The organism is Undibacterium sp. SXout20W, from assembly GCF_049340285.1.
GTDB lineage: Bacteria > Pseudomonadota > Gammaproteobacteria > Burkholderiales > Burkholderiaceae_D > Undibacterium.
Map to the genome: position 1 here is coordinate 40,239 of NZ_JBMPPH010000014.1, position 17,768 is coordinate 58,006.

At 46.8% G+C, this 17,768-nt stretch carries 17 protein-coding genes; 10 read left to right on the top strand and 7 right to left on the bottom strand.

Features of this window, described 5'->3' with window-relative positions:
• Nucleotides 1-3: 3 nt before the first annotated feature.
• The 4 genes from ACO0K1_RS09520 to ACO0K1_RS09535 form a co-directional block, all read right to left on the bottom strand.
• Nucleotides 4-927, bottom strand: coding sequence for an aldo/keto reductase (locus ACO0K1_RS09520; protein ID WP_423025043.1), 924 nt, complete (start codon nucleotides 925-927; stop codon nucleotides 4-6).
• A gap of 20 nt (nucleotides 928-947) precedes the next feature.
• Nucleotides 948-1,598, bottom strand: a complete 651-nt coding sequence (locus ACO0K1_RS09525) for a DsbA family protein (protein WP_423025045.1) — start codon at nucleotides 1,596-1,598, stop codon at nucleotides 948-950.
• Nucleotides 1,599-1,920: 322 nt separating this feature from the next.
• Entirely contained in the window at nucleotides 1,921-3,072 is a 1,152-nt protein-coding gene (locus ACO0K1_RS09530) for an anhydro-N-acetylmuramic acid kinase (protein ID WP_423025047.1), read from the bottom strand.
• Between the two features lie 59 nt (nucleotides 3,073-3,131).
• Nucleotides 3,132-4,499 (bottom strand): peptidoglycan DD-metalloendopeptidase family protein, encoded by a 1,368-nt coding sequence (locus ACO0K1_RS09535; protein WP_423025049.1) that lies wholly within the window; start codon nucleotides 4,497-4,499, stop codon nucleotides 3,132-3,134.
• A gap of 305 nt (nucleotides 4,500-4,804) precedes the next feature.
• Between ACO0K1_RS09535 and tyrS the strand changes: the two genes are divergently transcribed.
• The 9 genes from tyrS to ruvB all read left to right on the top strand — a co-directional run bounded on the left by tyrS (nucleotide 4,805) and on the right by ruvB (nucleotide 13,189).
• Nucleotides 4,805-6,055 (top strand): tyrosine--tRNA ligase, encoded by a 1,251-nt coding sequence (tyrS, locus tag ACO0K1_RS09540; protein ID WP_423025051.1) that lies wholly within the window; start codon nucleotides 4,805-4,807, stop codon nucleotides 6,053-6,055.
• Nucleotides 6,052-6,516: a D-aminoacyl-tRNA deacylase gene (gene dtd, locus ACO0K1_RS09545; RefSeq protein WP_423025053.1), complete on the top strand. Its 465-nt coding sequence runs from the start codon at nucleotides 6,052-6,054 to the stop codon at nucleotides 6,514-6,516. Before tyrS ends, dtd begins: the two co-directional genes overlap by 4 nt.
• Nucleotides 6,517-6,546: 30 nt before the next feature.
• Complete coding sequence (locus tag ACO0K1_RS09550; RefSeq protein WP_423025055.1) at nucleotides 6,547-7,215, top strand: histidine phosphatase family protein; 669 nt, start codon at nucleotides 6,547-6,549, stop codon at nucleotides 7,213-7,215.
• Between the two features lie 466 nt (nucleotides 7,216-7,681).
• Nucleotides 7,682-8,692 carry a tRNA dihydrouridine synthase DusB gene (gene dusB, locus ACO0K1_RS09555; RefSeq protein WP_423025057.1) on the top strand — a complete coding sequence of 337 codons (1,011 nt, stop codon included), beginning with the start codon at nucleotides 7,682-7,684 and terminating at the stop codon, nucleotides 8,690-8,692.
• A 132-nt stretch (nucleotides 8,693-8,824) separates the two neighbouring features.
• A complete protein-coding gene (locus ACO0K1_RS09560; protein ID WP_423014534.1) occupies nucleotides 8,825-9,058 on the top strand; it encodes a helix-turn-helix domain-containing protein in 234 nt (77 codons plus the stop codon).
• Nucleotides 9,059-9,109: 51 nt separating this feature from the next.
• Nucleotides 9,110-10,675: a bifunctional phosphoribosylaminoimidazolecarboxamide formyltransferase/IMP cyclohydrolase gene (gene purH, locus ACO0K1_RS09565; protein ID WP_423025059.1), complete on the top strand. Its 1,566-nt coding sequence runs from the start codon at nucleotides 9,110-9,112 to the stop codon at nucleotides 10,673-10,675.
• A gap of 194 nt (nucleotides 10,676-10,869) precedes the next feature.
• Entirely contained in the window at nucleotides 10,870-11,412 is a 543-nt protein-coding gene (gene ruvC, locus ACO0K1_RS09570) for a crossover junction endodeoxyribonuclease RuvC (RefSeq protein ID WP_423025061.1), read from the top strand.
• A gap of 139 nt (nucleotides 11,413-11,551) precedes the next feature.
• The gene (ruvA, locus tag ACO0K1_RS09575) at nucleotides 11,552-12,133 is read left to right on the top strand and encodes a Holliday junction branch migration protein RuvA (protein ID WP_423025063.1); all 582 of its coding nucleotides are present in this window, start codon (nucleotides 11,552-11,554) and stop codon (nucleotides 12,131-12,133) included.
• A gap of 3 nt (nucleotides 12,134-12,136) precedes the next feature.
• Nucleotides 12,137-13,189, top strand: coding sequence for a Holliday junction branch migration DNA helicase RuvB (gene ruvB, locus ACO0K1_RS09580; protein WP_423025065.1), 1,053 nt, complete (start codon nucleotides 12,137-12,139; stop codon nucleotides 13,187-13,189).
• A gap of 227 nt (nucleotides 13,190-13,416) precedes the next feature.
• Here the strand turns inward: ruvB and ACO0K1_RS09585 are convergent, their stop codons facing one another.
• Both ACO0K1_RS09585 and ACO0K1_RS09590 read right to left on the bottom strand, forming a co-directional pair.
• Complete coding sequence (locus tag ACO0K1_RS09585) at nucleotides 13,417-14,430, bottom strand: porin (RefSeq protein ID WP_423025067.1); 1,014 nt, start codon at nucleotides 14,428-14,430, stop codon at nucleotides 13,417-13,419.
• Nucleotides 14,431-14,808: 378 nt separating this feature from the next.
• A complete protein-coding gene (locus ACO0K1_RS09590; RefSeq protein ID WP_423025069.1) occupies nucleotides 14,809-15,975 on the bottom strand; it encodes a porin in 1,167 nt (388 codons plus the stop codon).
• 345 nt (nucleotides 15,976-16,320) lie between these two features.
• Between ACO0K1_RS09590 and coq7 the strand changes: the two genes are divergently transcribed.
• Entirely contained in the window at nucleotides 16,321-16,953 is a 633-nt protein-coding gene (gene coq7 / locus ACO0K1_RS09595) for a 2-polyprenyl-3-methyl-6-methoxy-1,4-benzoquinone monooxygenase (RefSeq protein ID WP_423025071.1), read from the top strand.
• 278 nt (nucleotides 16,954-17,231) lie between these two features.
• Here the strand turns inward: coq7 and ACO0K1_RS09600 are convergent, their stop codons facing one another.
• Nucleotides 17,232-17,675, bottom strand: a complete 444-nt coding sequence (locus ACO0K1_RS09600; RefSeq protein ID WP_423025073.1) for a DUF2147 domain-containing protein — start codon at nucleotides 17,673-17,675, stop codon at nucleotides 17,232-17,234.
• Nucleotides 17,676-17,768: the final 93 nt, after the last annotated feature.

Consider the following 17,768-nt stretch of genomic DNA (forward strand, 5'->3'; position numbering starts at 1 on the left):
CTCTTAATCAACCCCTTTACCTGCCGATGCGCACCAGAGACTAAACCATTGCTCACGATTGAGCGTTTGCTGACATGCTAAAACCGCATCGTGCAACGCCTCTATTCTTCCCGATCCGGTAAGCACCAAAGGTCGGGATGGATGTTGCAATACCCATGCTAAGGCAATCGTACTGGCGGGCAGATCGAGTTCTTTGGACAACACATCAAGGACCTGCCTGACGCGCAAAATTTGCGGACTGGCTGTCGTCGATTCACGTAACAAATTACCACCACCCAATGCTGACCAAATCATCGGCGCAATGCGTAACTTTTGACATAAATCTAAAGTACCATCATGCAATGGTGGCAAATGCAACAGAGAAAGTTCGACTTGATTCGTCACTAACGGAAAGCGTGATGCAAGCAGTTCAAATTGTGATGGCGTAAAGTTTGAAACGCCAAAATGTTTCACTTTGCCTGTGTCTTGTAAGTGGCGAAATGCTTCCGCCATTTCATCGGCATCCATTAAAGGATCGGGGCGATGAATGAGCAAAACATCCAATTGTTCTATCTGCATTGCACGCAAAGAATTTTCCGCCGAAGCGATGATATGTGCCCGGCTCGTATCGTAATGCTGTAGTCCATGCGCAGGTCGTGCAGCTGAAACAAGTTTTATACCGCATTTACTGACGAATTGAAATTGTTGTCGCAGCGATGGCGCCAACTTTAATGCTTCACCTAGCAAAGTTTCACTTTGATAATCCCCATAAATATCTGCTTGATCGATCGTTGTGACACCTAATGCTAGTGCTTGCTCCAAAAAATCTACACGAGCCTGTGGCGTCATCTTCCAGTCTGCAAGACGCCAGAGTCCGAGTACGATGCGAGAAAATTCTGGTCCTTGTGGGGCAATTTGAATACGTGGCACTGTCGTTGAATGAGTCATATGCATTTGAATAATGAAATTTATGTCGCTAGTACTTCAGCGATTGCGGCACGCAATTGTGCCGTTTTGGTGTAGCCAGCTGCAATCATATGCAGCGCCTGATTATGGACGATCAATAAACCGGGGAACCCACGTATTCCCCACCGCTGACATTGCTCAAATTCAGCGCGCGTATCTGCCAAACAGTGAAGTGACAGGAACGTTTCGGTAAAACTGTCAACGTCAAAACTTTCATGGCCATCTATTTTATTGAGTGTAGCAACCACTGTTTCAGCCAATACTGTTGACTGCGTCACATCCTGGCCTTCTGCATAAAAAGCAGATTGAATCGCATGAAAAACTTGCAATAATTGAATACCATTCAAATGATCGGCGACAATTTTTGTAGCAACAACGGCTCGACAAGCTGGTTCGGTATCATATTTAAAACCAGCTTGTGTCATACCAACGTCAGAAAATGGCAAGCCGCTTGCTTCTGCAACATGGTGCCAATGGCCGCGTATCGTTGTTCGTTGTGATTCGCCCATGATCTCCTGATTGTAAGCACGCAAACCACCAACGACGATTTCCAGACTGGCATCAGGGATGTCATTCAGCAGCGCCTGCAATTCCGGACCGAAACCATAACACCATGAACACATAGGATCGGCGATATAAATAAAATGGGGCATAAATTTCCTTGCTTATAATTTTTGGTAGATACTGTTATCCAAGGCGATCCTCACGTCTGACTTATTGCATCACTTTTACGTCATTTTTAATATGTAAAACGAACGTAAAACGAACGCAGGTTGTAGAGCCAAGCAGGGCGCGGGTCGTCAGCCACTAGCCCTTATTGCGTCGCCAGGAAACGTAAGCCAAAAAAGGCGACGCGGAGACTTTGCCCTGGGGATGCCCAAAGGGCCATTGTCATCTGCACGAATTCCTTGATTGCCTGACATGGTTGGTTAGACCCCACTATACGATATATTGTCAGTGCACAATTTTTTCGCACTATGCCGGGTATAAAGCGCCGAGCACCCTTAAACCTTTCGCACCTGTGACTTCTGGCAAATTACCAGCCTGACGTAAGCAAAATTGCTGCGCAAGCCATGCGAATGCTAATGCTTCTACGTGCTCCGGAGCTACCCCTAATTGTGCCGTACTTTGCACTTCGGTGTTTGCCCCAGCATCTTTCAAGGCAACTGCCAGCATCTTCATCAAAGTCGAGTTATAAGCACCACCGCCGCACACATACACGGTCTGCGTTTGCGCGGCATTTTTCAGGATAGCCTGAGCCAGGCTATGCGCAGTGAAAGCGCATAAGGTTGCCTGAATATTGACTGCCGCCATCGTCGGCAGCGCATGCAAATGCGAGAGTAACCAATCCGCATGAAATAAATCACGTCCGGTACTTTTCGGAGGTGCTTGTTGTAAATACGGTTCATCCATCAGACGTGCCAGCAATGCATCATTCACAGCTCCTTGCGCCGCCCACGCGCCATCAGCATCGTAGCTGACGCCTTGATGTTGCTTAATCCAATAATCCATGAGCACATTGCCAGGTCCGGTATCAAAACCGGTCGTTTTGCCATCAGCCGCAAGTACGCTGATATTGCTGATTCCGCCAATATTTGCGACGACACGGCATTCCCCTTTCTGCGCGAAAATAGCACGATGAAAAGCGGGAACTAATGGTGCTCCCTGTCCTCCAGCTGCCACATCACGACTCCGAAAATCAGCGATGACATCAATGCCAGTCAATTCGGCAAGAAGTGCAGGATTATTGGTTTGACGCGTAAACCCCAATTCGGGTCGGTGGCGTATCGTTTGCCCGTGCACACCGATCGCTTTAACACCAAGCTCTGGATGATGCGCCAATAAGCTGTGGACACACGTAAAGTAGCTTTGAGCTAAGTCATTCGCCAATAAAGCTTCACGATGTATTTCGTTGGCGCCGGGCTGCTGTAATTGCGATGCTTGTTGCCGCAGTTCTTCACTGAACGGAATATACGCAGATCCAAGGAGTTCCATGTGATCTTTGTCCGTCGCAGGTAGACGCACTAAAACACCATCAACCCCGTCCAGACTAGTGCCAGACATCATGCCTATATACACAGAAGCACCATTCAAATTCTGATCTGTATGCATATCGATTATCGTCATCTCGTCGCTCAAACAAAAAAGGCCGAACGTTATGTTCGGCCTGAAGAATATGTCAAATCTCAGCTGGCAGTCGACTTGCTGTTTTGTGCCAAACGCTCAGGACGCAGCAAATCAAAACGGTGATGCATATCGCTGGCAACGGATTTAAAACGTGGCAAATCTGTATTCGACAATGCCTGTACGTTTGGCACAACGATAGATAATGGATCACGCGCATCATTGTTGACGCGGAACTCATAGTGCACATGCGGGCCGGTAGACCAACCTGTTGACCCGACAAAGCCGATGATCTCACCTTGAGAAACGTGGCTACCTTTGCGAATTCCCGGCGCAAAACGCTGCATATGGGCATAGGCAGTGCTGTAGCCACCCCAATGTTTAATCACGACCAAGTTTCCGTACCCACCACTCATCGCTGCTGAATCAACGACACCGTCTGCGGTAGCGCGGATTGGCGTGCCAATTCCTGCTGCAAAATCAACGCCTTTGTGCTGCTTCCATTGACCGGAAATAGGATGAACACGCATAGAAAAACCAGAAGAAATACGCGTAAATGCGAGGGGTGATTTCAAAAAGGCTTTTTTAAGTGACTTACCGTCAAACGTATAATAGCCACCCTGACCACCGGCTTCATCGAACCACACCGCTTGATAAGGCTTACCAGCATTTGTGAATTCACCTGCTAAAACGCGTCCGGTTTTAACTTTTTGACCATTTTGCCAAAAAGTTTCATAAACAACATTAAATTGATCACCACGTTGCAATTTCCGGAAATCAATATTGGTCTCAAACATGCTAATGATTTGTGATGCAACACTATCTGGGATATTGGCATCGTCGGTTGCAGCAAACAGCGAAGAAGTAATATTTCCTGATGCCATTTCTACGCGACGCTCCAGAGCTGCAGCAGTATCGACCGCCTTGAAATGGCCGGTAGCATCACGAGTGATTTCTATATTGCGGGCAGGCTTATCGCTGCTTTCAACAATGGTAGTTTGCAGCCATTCCAGTTCACCTTCTTCATTCGTTTTAACGCGTACCGCTTTATCAGTGCGCAATTGCAACAAACTGCGGGCGATGCTGTCAGTTTTGATAAATTTATCTGCATCGTCGTCTTCAACGCCAAGACGCAACAATAAGGCGCTCAAGGTATCGCCGCGACGTACCGTTTCTTCACGCACAAAGTGTTGTTCATTTGCTTCAATAGCAGCAATTTGCTCGTCAAGCTTTGGCAATGGCAATTCTTGCATTAATTTTTTAACTGGCAAATCGGCCGCATCCGGTGCTAAAGGAGCAACCGCTGCAGCACCGATAGCACAGACAGCAAAAAATAACGCAGAGATTGATACGGCACGGGAAACGCGACTAGACCCGAACAACTGCCTTTTGCCAGTAGCGATATGAAGGAATTTATCTATTGGACGCATGCAATAAGTTAAAATTAACTGTTGTTATCGAAAATTCGTGGTCGCTGTCGTGATGAGATGCGGTTTTGAAGCATTACAATAACCGTATGACCCCGTATGAACTCGTTGGCGTCCACAAGCTGCAAATTATTGCGAGTTCATGGTGCGCTTACGTACATATCAACGACAAACAAAGACGGGATTATAAAGCAAGTTAGGCGCGTCCCATCAATTAAACCAACACCAGAATTTGGCAAACGCTGATTATGGATTCAGAATATAAATCCTGACCAGCGCTGTTACAAAAAATGTGATGTAAATTAACTATGACTTCTGTACAAAATACCAACTCCTCCCCTGTATTATTGCCACTTTCAGATGCTGTACAACACGCCCTTGCGGTGACAAAACGCGGTGTTGATGAATTATTAATTGAATCCGAATTTGCGCAAAAATTGGCACGTAGTGAACAATCTGGCAAGCCTTTGCGGATCAAACTCGGTCTCGATCCCACTGCACCAGATTTGCACTTAGGCCACACTGTCGTGCTCAACAAAATGCGTCAGTTGCAAGATCTAGGCCATACCGTGATTTTTTTGATCGGCGATTTCACATCGATGATCGGTGACCCGTCTGGCCGCAATGCAACGCGTCCACCATTGACACGCGAGCAGATTGAAGCGAATGCGCAGACGTATTTCAAGCAAGCGAGTCTGGTATTGGATGCAGCGAAAACTGAAATCCGCTACAACTCAGAATGGTGCGATCCGCTTGGAGCACGCGGCATGATCCAATTGTCATCCAAATACACGGTTGCCCGTATGATGGAGCGTGACGATTTTACTAAACGTTTTAAAGCGGGTACGCCCATTTCAGTGCATGAATTTTTGTATCCGTTAATGCAAGGTTACGATTCCGTCGCTTTACATGCCGATCTGGAACTTGGTGGTACGGACCAGAAATTCAATCTCTTGGTCGGTCGTGAATTGCAAAAAGATTATGGACAAGAACAACAATGTATTCTGACCATGCCTTTGCTGGAAGGTCTGGACGGTGTTGAAAAAATGTCCAAGTCCAAAAACAATTACATCGCCATCACTGAACCAGCAAATACCATGTTTGCAAAAGTCATGAGTATCTCTGATGAGATGATGTGGAAGTACTACGACTTATTGTCATTTACGTCGATCGATCAAATCGCAGGCTACAAAAAAGCGGTTGCCGAAGGTCAGAATCCGCGCGATATCAAGGTCGCTCTGGCGCAAGAAATTGTGGCCCGCTTCCATAGCAAACAAGCAGGTGAAGACGCACTGGCGGATTTTGTGAATCGCTCCAAAGGCGGTATCCCTGACGATATTCCAGAAGTCAGCCTGAACGGTGCACCTGTAGGAATTGCGCAATTACTCAAGCAAGCTAATTTGTGTGCATCGACCTCAGAAGCATTGCGCATGGTAGAACAAGGCGGTGTGCGTGTTGATGGCAATGTCATCAGCGATAAAAGCTTAAAGCTTGATGCCGGTACCTTTGTACTGCAAGTCGGCAAACGTAAATTTGCGCGTGTAACCTTGGCAGCATGATCGCTTTACTGCAACGTGTATCCCAAGCCAGTGTCGTTGTCGATGGAGAAACCATTGGTGAGATTGACGCTGGCTTGATGGTTTTAGTATGTGCAGAGCGCGGTGATACAGAAAAAGAAGCCGATGCTTTACTGACCAAATTACTTGGCTATCGCGTGTTTTCTGACGCTGCTGGCAAGATGAATCTGAGCGTAAAAGATAGTGGTGGCGGTTTATTGCTGGTACCACAATTTACCCTCGCGGCAGATACCAATTCCGGCACCCGCCCATCATTCACTCCTGCAGCACCACCCGATGTCGCCAGAGAATTATTCGGCTATTTTCTAAGACAAGCCCAGCGCCAGCATCCGGTTGTGGCAAGCGGTCGATTTGGCGCTGATATGAAAGTCTCCTTGACCAATGATGGTCCGGTCACGTTTTGGTTAGAAACGAAACGACCCGTATCCCAGAACGCACCGTAATTAACTATAAGAATTAACAATCAGAACACAATGACCGAAATACTCTTAATCCGCCACGGCGAAACCGCCTGGAATGCCATCAAACGCTTACAAGGTCATCTTGATATTCCACTCAATGCGGAAGGCACACGACAAGCGAAAGCCTTAGCCTATGCATTGCAAAATGAAAAATTAGACGCAATTATTTCCAGCGACTTGCAAAGAGCGGTGCAAACTGCGGGAGAAATTGCCCGCTTGCAGGGTCTCAGCACACGCCTCGATGCAGGTTTACGTGAGCGTTGTTTTGGTGGTTTTGAAGGACAACTTTATTGTGACTTGCCACACCTGTTTCCGGTCGAACACGCCGCCTGGCGAGCACATGATCCTGACGCAGAATTTCCACCCGGTGAAAACAAAGGTGAAACGATCCGTCAATTTCATCAGCGCATCATGACGCACATCACCCACTACGCAAAACAATTTGAAGGCAAAAAAATTGCCATCGTCGCCCATGGTGGGGTATTGGAATGCGCTTACCGCGCCGCTAAAAATTTGCCGTTGGATGCGCCACGAGAAGTGACTATCTATAACGCCAGCATTAATCGTTTTAGCTATGATCTGGCTCAATTACAACTAATTTCATGGGGTGACATCGCTCATCTGGATGCGGCTGCGATTGATGAAATTAATGCGGCGTCAAGCAATCCCCAAAAGCATTAATTGACGTGGGCTTCACGTAAAATTACATCTGCCAGAACTGATACTGATATGGCTGCGGCACGTGCAGCCATTCAGCTCGGTTTTGCAATGACTGACCAGCAATACCAGATAATTGACGAGAAAATCCGATCAATACGGCTTCAACATCAAGCTCAAAAGTATCTTCAAAGTATCTTTTTTGCCGAAATGTTATGGCTTATTTTGACGATTATTTTATGCTTCCGACAAAGTGTCTGGTTGCAAAAAAAAATCAGCAAATAGGTATTGACAAAAATTCCCGCAAAATATCATCAGAAGCAAGCAATTTACCCCCATAGTTGAAGATGTTTAGAATTTTCCGTCAAAATCTATCGAAAATGCGCTGCTCATAGAAACATATATTTCTACAAAACAACATAATTTTGCCAAATATTTAGGCAGGTTTCAGGTAGAATAGCGCTTCTCCAAATTTCCCCTAAGCCTCATCGTGCAAATCGGTCCCTACGTCTTGCGTAACAACATTTTTGTTGCTCCTATGGCTGGAGTAACGGATAGGCCATTCCGGCAATTATGCAAAGAATTAGGTGCAGGCTACGCTGTTTCTGAAATGGCAGCCTCAAATCCAAAGTTATGGGAAACCGAAAAATCAACACGTCGTACCAATCACGAAGGTGAAATGGAACCGAAGGCAGTACAGATCGCCGGTGCAGATCCTGTGATGCTGGCCGATTGTGCCAAATTTAATGTTGATAAAGGTGCGCAAATCATCGACATCAATATGGGCTGTCCGGTTAAAAAAGTCTGTAACGCGTGGTGTGGTTCAGCGTTATTGCAGCACGAAAGTCTGGTAGGACAAATTCTGGATGCCGTAGTTAAAGCAGTTGATGTGCCAGTGACGTTGAAGTTCCGGACGGGATGGGACAGAGCGAATAAAAATGCTTTAAATATCGCTCGCATGGCGCAAGCTGCAGGCATTCAGATGTTGACTTTGCACGGACGTACGCGTGCCGATGGTTACAAAGGCGACGCGGAATACGAGACGATCGCTGCCGTCAAGGCATCCGTGACGATTCCTGTCGTTGCAAATGGCGATATCACGACGCCAGAAAAAGCCAAATACGTCTTAGAGGTAACCGGAGCGGACGCCATAATGATAGGCCGCGCAGCACAAGGCCGACCGTGGATTTTTCGAGAAATTGAGCATTACTTACGCACAGGTCAGCACTTACCACCTCCATTGATTAGTGAAGTCAGACATCTGATGGATAGTCATTTAAAAGAACATTATGCTTTTTATGGCGATTATCTTGGTGTACGAACGGCACGAAAGCACATAGGGTGGTACGTACAAGACTTAGTTGATGGTGAGGAATTCCGACAACAAATGAATTTGCTCACCGATTGTGATGAACAATTAGCTGCCGTCAGCCATTTTTTTGATCGTATGGCTGGAGAACGGTTACAATACCGCCCCTTTCAAGAAAAAATGGCCGCTTAAGATAAACACCTGGCAAACACCTGGCAATACCGCTGCGATAGCCAAGCCACACAGTAATAAAAGCGTAGCCTGATCGTCCACCGAACATGGACTTTTTCGCCGCCCGGCATAACCAAACAGTGACAAAAAAATATGAGCAAAGATAGCATTCAAGACGCCGTCCACAAAAACCTGGAAAAGTATTTCCGTGACTTGGGTGAACAACCCGCCTCCAATATTTACGACATGGTTGTATTAGCCGTAGAAAAACCGATGCTTGAAATGGTCATGACACGTGCCGATAGCAATCAATCACAAGCCGCAGACATGTTAGGCATTAACCGCAATACTTTACGTAAAAAATTGCAGCATCACGGTTTACTGTAAAAACACTATGTCAGTTTCTGACACCGATTTCCTTACTCTTTCATTCTCATCATGATCAAACAAGCCCTCATATCCGTCTCAGACAAGACCGGTGTGCTCGAATTTGCACGTGAGTTGTCGGCACTCGGTGTCAAGCTACTCTCCACCGGTGGTACTGCAAAACTGCTAGCCGACAACGGCCTGCCCGTGACTGAAGTCGCTGATTACACTGGTTTTCCGGAAATGCTTGATGGTCGCGTCAAGACCTTGCATCCGAAAGTCCATGGCGGCATTCTGGCGCGTCGTGATTTTCCTGAGCACGTTGCCGCCTTAGAGAAACATGGCATCCCAACGATCGATATGGTGGTCGTGAATTTGTATCCGTTCCAGCAAACAGTCGCAAAAGCAGAATGCTCGCTCGAAGATGCAATTGAAAATATCGATATCGGCGGCCCAACGATGTTGCGGTCTTCAGCAAAAAACCATAAAGACGTGACTGTCATCGTCGATCCTAGCGATTACGCGATCGTCTTGGCGGAAATGAAGTCGAATCAAAACGTTGTCAGCTACGATACCAAATTTACTTTGGCGAAAAAAGTCTTCGCGCACACTGCGCAATACGATGGTGCGATCACCAACTACCTGACCAGCCTTGGTGAAGATAAAGCACATACAACACGTAGCGCGTATCCACAAACATTGAATCTGCATTTCGATAAAGTTCAAGAAATGCGTTACGGTGAAAACCCACATCAATCCGCAGCGTTTTATCGCGATCTGAAAACGGTTGATGGTGCATTAGCGAACTACAAGCAATTACAAGGCAAAGAACTGTCTTACAACAATATTGCGGATGCCGACGCAGCCTGGGAATGCGTTAAATCATTCAATGAATCTGCATGCGTGATCGTTAAACATGCCAATCCTTGTGGCGTAGCCTTAGGCCTGACACCATTTGAGGCTTACACCAAAGCACTGCAAACAGATCCGACTTCTGCGTTCGGCGGCATCATCGCATTCAACCGCGAACTTGATGGCAAAGCAGCAGAAATCGTGGCGAAGCAATTTGTTGAAGTGTTGATTGCACCGTCATTCACTGCTGAAGCAAAAGCGATTTTCGCGGCAAAACAAAACGTTCGTCTCCTGGAAATTGCTTTGGGTAATGCTGTCAATCAATACGATGTCAAACGTGTTGGTGGTGGGTTGTTAGTACAGGCACCGGATGCCAAGAACGTGTTGCAAGAAGAGCTGCGCGTCGTTTCCAGACTGCAACCAAGTCCACAACAAATGGCCGACATGATGTTTGCATGGCGCGTTGCGAAATACGTCAAATCCAATGCGATTGTCTTCTGCGGCAATGGCATGACACTTGGTGTTGGCGCGGGTCAGATGAGTCGCATTGATTCTGCCCGTATCGCTTCGATCAAAGCACAAAATGCGGGTCTGAGCCTGACTGGTTCTGCCGTCGCGTCTGACGCTTTCTTCCCGTTCCGTGATGGTTTGGACGTCGTCGTCGATGCAGGTGCAACATGCGTCATCCACCCAGGTGGTTCCATGCGCGATCAGGAAGTTATTGATGCAGCGGATGAGCGAGGTGTGGTCATGGTTTATACAGGAACACGTCATTTCCGTCATTAATCAGGCTTCATATCAGCTTCAAATCAGCTTCAAATAGGCTTCAAATAAATTGAAAGACATGGCCTCCGGCGCAAACTGGAGGCCATTTTTTTGTGCTTTGAATGAAGATTTGCCGTAGCGACATAGGATTCAGATATCATTAGCCGATCTAATTACACCCACCCATCCAGCTCGCCCAGAAAAAATAACTTCCAATGAGAATATTAGGCATAGACCCCGGCTTACGCACCACCGGTTTCGGGGTCATACAAAAGCAAGGTAACCAACTTACCTACGTCGCCTCTGGCACCATCAAAACCACAGAAGGCTCTTTACCTCAGCGCCTTAAAACCATCCTTGCCAGTGTTTCTGAAGTAGTCAATACCTACCAACCCGACTGCGCTGCGATAGAAATCGTCTTTGTTAACGTCAATCCGCAATCAACTTTACTCCTGGGTCAGGCACGCGGTGCCGCAATTTGCGCATTGGTGGCGGCAGATCTGGCAGTGGCCGAATATACCGCTCTGCAAGTCAAACAAGGCGTCGTGGGGCATGGTCGTGCAAAAAAAGAGCAAGTACAAGATATGGTGCAACGTCTTCTAAAACTATCCGGCAAACCCAGCCCCGATGCGGCCGATGCCTTAGGCGTAGCAATTTGCCATGCGCATAGTGGCGAGGCATTAGCGACGTTAAGTGCAATCGCACCGGAACTGGCGAAAAAAGGTTTACGGGTCAAAGGTGGGCGACTAATAGGCTGATGGAGGGTTGCGTCATAACAATGCATCATTTTTTCGTTTGAACCTTTGTTGCCGCATCCATTGCCTTACAATCCTCCTCGTCAAGTCAGTCAGAATCGTTTATTATCACTGTTTATTCATACAGTACGAAAGCCGTCTCATGATAGGTCGCATCGCAGGCACGCTGATAGAAAAAAATCCACCTCAATTGCTCATTGATTGCCAAGGGGTAGGCTACGAGGTTGATGTTCCCATGAGTACTTTCTACAATTTACCGGCACTCGGTGAAAAAGTCGCACTGCTGACACATTTAGCGATCCGCGAAGATGCTCATGTCTTGTTCGGATTTGGTAGCGCTGAAGAACGTTCGACATTTCGTCAATTAATCAAAATCAGTGGTGTTGGTTCACGCACCGCTCTGGCAATCCTGTCTGGTATGTCGGTAGCAGACTTGTCGCAAGCCATTACCCTGCAAGAAGCAGGCAGACTAACGCGCGTACCAGGTATCGGTAAAAAAACCGCAGAACGCTTGCTGCTTGAGCTCAAGGGCAAATTAGGCGCAGATCTCTTTAGCGGCGGTGTTGCGGTGGCCGCTGGTGATCATAGCGGCGATATTTTAAATGCCTTGTTAGCGCTTGGTTACTCCGATAAAGAAGCGACGATTGCAATGAAATCCGTACCGGCTGGGACTGGCGTTTCAGACGGTATCAAATTGGCTTTAAAAGCGCTCTCCAAAGGTTAAGCGATGAGCATACAAACCGATAATCTGTTTTCTGAACCAACTGAGACTCGAATCATTTCGGCAACACCAGTCTCTTCTAATGAAGAAGCGATTGAGCGAGCCCTCCGCCCGAAGCAACTTGACGAATATGTCGGCCAGGAAAAAATTCGCGCCCAGCTCGAAATTTTCATCACCGCCGCACGCCAACGCAAAGAAGCACTCGATCACACCTTACTGTTTGGACCGCCAGGTTTAGGTAAAACGACGCTGGCACATATTATTGCCCGCGAAATGGGGGTTAATTTACGCCAAACTTCCGGCCCTGTATTAGAACGTGCTGGCGATTTGGCCGCCCTGCTCACCAATCTGGAAGCCAACGACGTCTTATTTATTGACGAAATTCATCGCCTGTCACCCGTCGTTGAAGAAATTTTATATCCGGCGCTTGAAGACTATCAAATCGATATTATGATCGGCGAAGGCCCGGCTGCACGCTCAGTCAAACTTGATTTGCAGCCATTCACGCTAGTAGGAGCGACAACGCGGGCTGGTATGCTCACTAATCCACTACGGGATCGTTTTGGTATCGTGGCCCGTCTCGAATTCTACACTCCAGAACAATTAACCCGTATCGTCACCCGCTCCGCTTCATTACTCAACGCGCCCATCCACGAAGACGGCGCCCGCGAAATTGCCAATCGAGCGCGAGGAACACCGCGTATCGCCAATCGCCTATTGCGGCGCGTCCGTGATTACGCTGAGGTCAAAGGTAATGGCGACATTACCAAAGATATCGCTGATGCGGCACTAAAAATGCTGGATGTGGATACAGTAGGCTTTGATCTGATGGATAGAAAACTGCTAGAAGCGATTTTATTCAAATTTGGTGGTGGCCCAGTCGGTCTGGACAACGTCGCCGCGGCAATTGGCGAAGAGCGCGACACAATTGAGGACGTGCTCGAACCGTACCTCATACAACAAGGCTACCTGCAACGTACGCCGCGTGGGCGGATAGCAACCACATTGGCCTATGAGCATTTTGGCATCAGTGCGCCGAATAACACTTCTAACTTGTAATATTCGCGAAAGAAGCGAGGAAGAAGCGCGAAATTAGCAAGGAATAAGAGAGGCATAAGCCAAGAATATGCGCCCGTCCTTTGTAAATTCGGCAGGTAATTACGTTCGCTTTTCGAATTTATTTCTCCCCTGCTTCAGGCTCTTCGCGAATTGATTGCCCAAGAAAAAAGCACCCGAAGGTGCTTTTTTCTCGTTCTTCACATCAACAGGCTTACGCCTGCGAATGATTAGAATGTATGACGAATACCGAAGTTTGCCAAGTAGTCGCTTGCGCCTTTAGAAGCAGCCAGACCGCCACCATTAACGTTTGCGTCGTTAGATACTTTAGACAAAGAACCGTACAGGTTAGTACGCTTGGACAATGCATGAGTTGCACCGATAGCGTATTGTGTGCTGTTACCGTTAGCAACGTTGTCAGTCAAACGTGCAGCTGTTGCCAAAATTGCGTCAGCTGGTGTCACTGGCACTGTTACGCCAAATGTGAAACCTTTTTGATCGATACTGCCGTCGTCTTTTTTGTCTTTGGAGTAACCAAATGCACCTTTAGCTACGCCGAAGTCGTAAGTTGCGCCAACCAAAATAGATTTCAATGCTACGTCCTTAGCATCGTTAGCTGTGTAATAAACACCACCAACGAACAATGGACCAGCTGCGTATTGAGCGCTAACGCCTAAAGAGCGGTTAGCTGCGTTATCGCCAGCAACTTCACCAGCGCCGTACAATGCCATTGCGCTGAAGCCAGAGATGTCGTTAGATTGATAGCTAACGCTGTTGTTTACGCGCCATGCACTAGCGGACAAGAAACCAAATACACCACCAGTAGATGTGGATGCACCAGCGTGACCGGAAGTGAATCCCAGATCAAATGGGTCAACTGCGTCGAAGAAGTAGAATTGTGGTGTGTATTGACGACCAGCTTTAACTGTACCGAAGTCACCAGTCAAACCAACCCATGATTGACGACCGAATGTCAGGCCACCTTGGGATGCGCCGCTGTCAGCAAGGATACCAGCTTCGATATCAAAAATTGCTTTCAAACCGCCGCCCAGATCTTCAGTACCTTTGAAACCCAGACGTGAACCAGATTGCTCACCGCTGTCGATTGCGTATTTTTTACCAGCGCCGTTGCTTTCAGCTTGGAAAGCCATATCTACAACACCGTAGATAGTTACGTTAGATTGCGCTTGAGCTGCGCCAGAGATAGCTGCCAATACTGACAGAGCGATTAGTGATTTTTTCATTTTTTTCTCCAAAGGATTTGAATACAAAACAACTACATGAAGCACGAGACGGTCTATGCAAACAAAACTACGACGGGTCGTGCTAATACTTAAAACTACTAATTCAGCAAATAAGAAGTTAACGTATTTGACCAAATATGACCGCCCTCAGCCAAGCAAAATCGCGCTTAATGACAGAGGTTGGGCTAAAAATGTCTCGCATTCGCAACGAAAATTATCAAAAAAGTAATTTTTTTGTGCATTTTGTCCAAAAGCAGCTTTCCCGATATTTTTTAAAAGAATTCAAAAAAAGTAATCATGGAAAATAAAAAAATAAAAGCCTCAATATTGAGGCTTTTATATATTGCGAAACTCTCGTTTCGGCAAATTAAATTTAACTTAGAATGAGTGCAAAACACCCACTGCGGAGCGAACAGCTGAGGAATTACCGGCGGCGATGATACCTAAAGCTAAGCTTGTATCTTGCGAATTAGCAGATCCAGCTTTTGCATAAGTCAATGATGCATAGGCTGTTGTGCGCTTACTCAACGCATATTTTCCTAACAGAACATATTGATCAGCCTTACCATCCAACAAACCACCGACATCACCGGAACGCTTCGTATCATAGTAAGCGGCAGTGATCGTTGATTGCTGAGACAGTGAATAATCGACACCTGCACCAATCACGACGATCTTACGTTGATCTGCATTTAAGGCTAAAGTCGCTGAAACAGGGATCAAAATCTTACCGTCGACTTGGGTTTGCGCATAGGTAAAGTTCAGTTTGACTTCTGGTGTTACATAGTATTTCAAACCTAATGCGAGGCCTGACAAAGTTGCATTGCTGGTTGAGTCATTCAATTTAGCGTAAGAAACGGCCGCACCATTTTTGCCATCAGTGAAGAATGCTGAAGCGCCCATATAACGGCTAGCGGCAACATTACCGGCCTGTTCACCCGCACCATACATCAGACCCACACCAAAACCGTTCATGTTTTGGAAAGGCGATACATATTTAATGGAGTTGTCCTGACGCAATGCAGTACCACCCTGGTTGGTACCGAAGCCACCAAACAAAGAACCCGCATTCAATGCACTAAACATCACGTTCGGGTTACTACCGGCATGTGCCAGACCCATAGGATCAGCCAGACCAACGGAGTCCACACCAAGGATGTTGTTACGACCAGCAGTTACCGTACCGAAGTCACCAGAGAGACCTACCCATGACAAACGATCGAACAATGATGTGCCGCTACCAGCCTGCGTGAATGAATTCCCGCCAAACCCAGCACCAGCAGCGCCAGTATCATTCGCGAGTGTACCTTCCAAATTGAAGATGGCTTTTGTACCGCCGCCAAGATCTTCGCTACCTTTGATACCCCAGCGCGATGTCAACAATTGACCTGCATCGAGAGTCAGTTTGTTACCGCCAGTCGCAGTTTGATTGGTGTTATACATCACCGCAGCATCAATAATGCCGTAGACGGTAACGTTCGATTGTGCGGATGCGCTAGCAGCAAATGCACTCAGTACAGCAAATGCGATCAGTGATTTTTTCATTGTGTCAGTCTCCAAATTTTTCAGGTAAGCCGTTTATGGAAGGAACTCTAGGTGGTTCATTTTCATTAGGTGTAGCAATCAAGCAAAACTTCGAAACCTATCGATTCTGAAGCTAGTGCTGATTGAATCAAACTAGTTGAATTTGAGCAAAGCAAATTTACGAACGATCGTATTTAAACGAATAAAATGTGGCGAACCCACAACAAACTTAAAATTTCAAAATCAAGGTAAAAAATATTTACACAAAATTTAGCATCACCTTAAGGTAGCTCAATTTCAAGCCCACTATGACAAGCAGCGAACTGTTCTACAATAGCAAGAATTACAGCCATTTCAAGTCTCACTATGCCTTTACCTCATCCTGATCGCCTGCTATTGGCATTTGATCGTGCTCTGCGTACCGTTTCTGCACAGGCAAAAAGTTCACGCCCGAATCCCGCTGCGCACATCACGACTGAAAATTTGACTGAAAAAGAGCAGCAGCACAGTGCAGGTCTCATGCGTGTGAATCATGTTGGCGAAATTTGCGCACAGGCACTATACGATGCGCAAAGCAGCTTTTCGCACACGCCCGTGGTCACACATCAGCTACAGCATTCGTGCATCGAGGAAGAAGACCATCTGGCCTGGACAGCCCATAGGCTAAAGGAACTCAACTCGCACACCAGCTTCATGAATCCTCTTTGGTATGCAGGTGCCTATGCTTGTGGCGTCATTGCAGCAAAATGCGGCGACGCAGCAAGTCTCGGCTTTGTGGTTGAAACCGAACGTCAGGTGGAAGCGCACCTCGCCAGTCATTTGCAAGCACTGCCTTTGAATGACAGTAAGTCACGAGCAATCGTCGAGCAAATGCGCGTCGATGAAATCGCTCACGGTGCGGCAGCGCAGGCACTTGGCGCCAGCAAACTACCGTTACCCGTACGGGTAGGTATGCAATGCATGGCAAAGATCATGACAACGACGGCGTATTACATATAGACAATAAGGACACTATGTCTGACGCCGAAGAATCCTGTTGCGCATCAAGGCTGTGCGTAAAGAGACTTGGATTAATCAGTCTAATAACGTCTTGGATGTTGAACGACATTCTTTTGCAATCTTAATATGAGATTGCGAGATTGCGAGATTGCGAGATTGCGGGATTGTGTTATCACAGTTTATCAAACGCGCTCATCCCAGCTTTTCTCCCGCTCGCGGGAGAAAAGTTAAAGCGGATGACCTGGGATATAAACCAAGGCATTAGCAATGAGCAATATTTATTGCTCACGAACCCAAACTTGCGAACGTCCCAAAAATGGGGTGCCGATATAGCCCCGAACGTTGAGTTTTTTGTAATTTTCTACAGGAGTGATTTTGCTACTGTAGAGTTTGCCGTTGGCGGGGTCAAGAATTTTGCCACCCGTATATTCATCACCATTTTTTTTCAAACCAAACAATATCGTCATACCGATAATAGGCTGATCCTTATTAACACCTTCGCACTTATCGCATTTCGGATTTTTATCCGCATCTGCTTCGACAAATAAGCGTTCAATTTTTCCTTGTAGCTCACCGCCGGTTTCTGTAATCCGGATCAAGGCTTTTGGCTTGCCTGTTTTGTCATCAATGTTTTTCCACAAGCCAACTGGTGAATCTTCCGCGTGAGCGAGTGGCGCGAGCGCGATAGAGAAGAGGATGGCGATCAGACTGATTTTTTTCATGTTGTCTCCGAAGTTAATGTCATATTGTTCTTCTGCCCAAACAGATCCAACGAAATCAGATCAGATAAGTGCTAAATGAAAATTAATTGTACG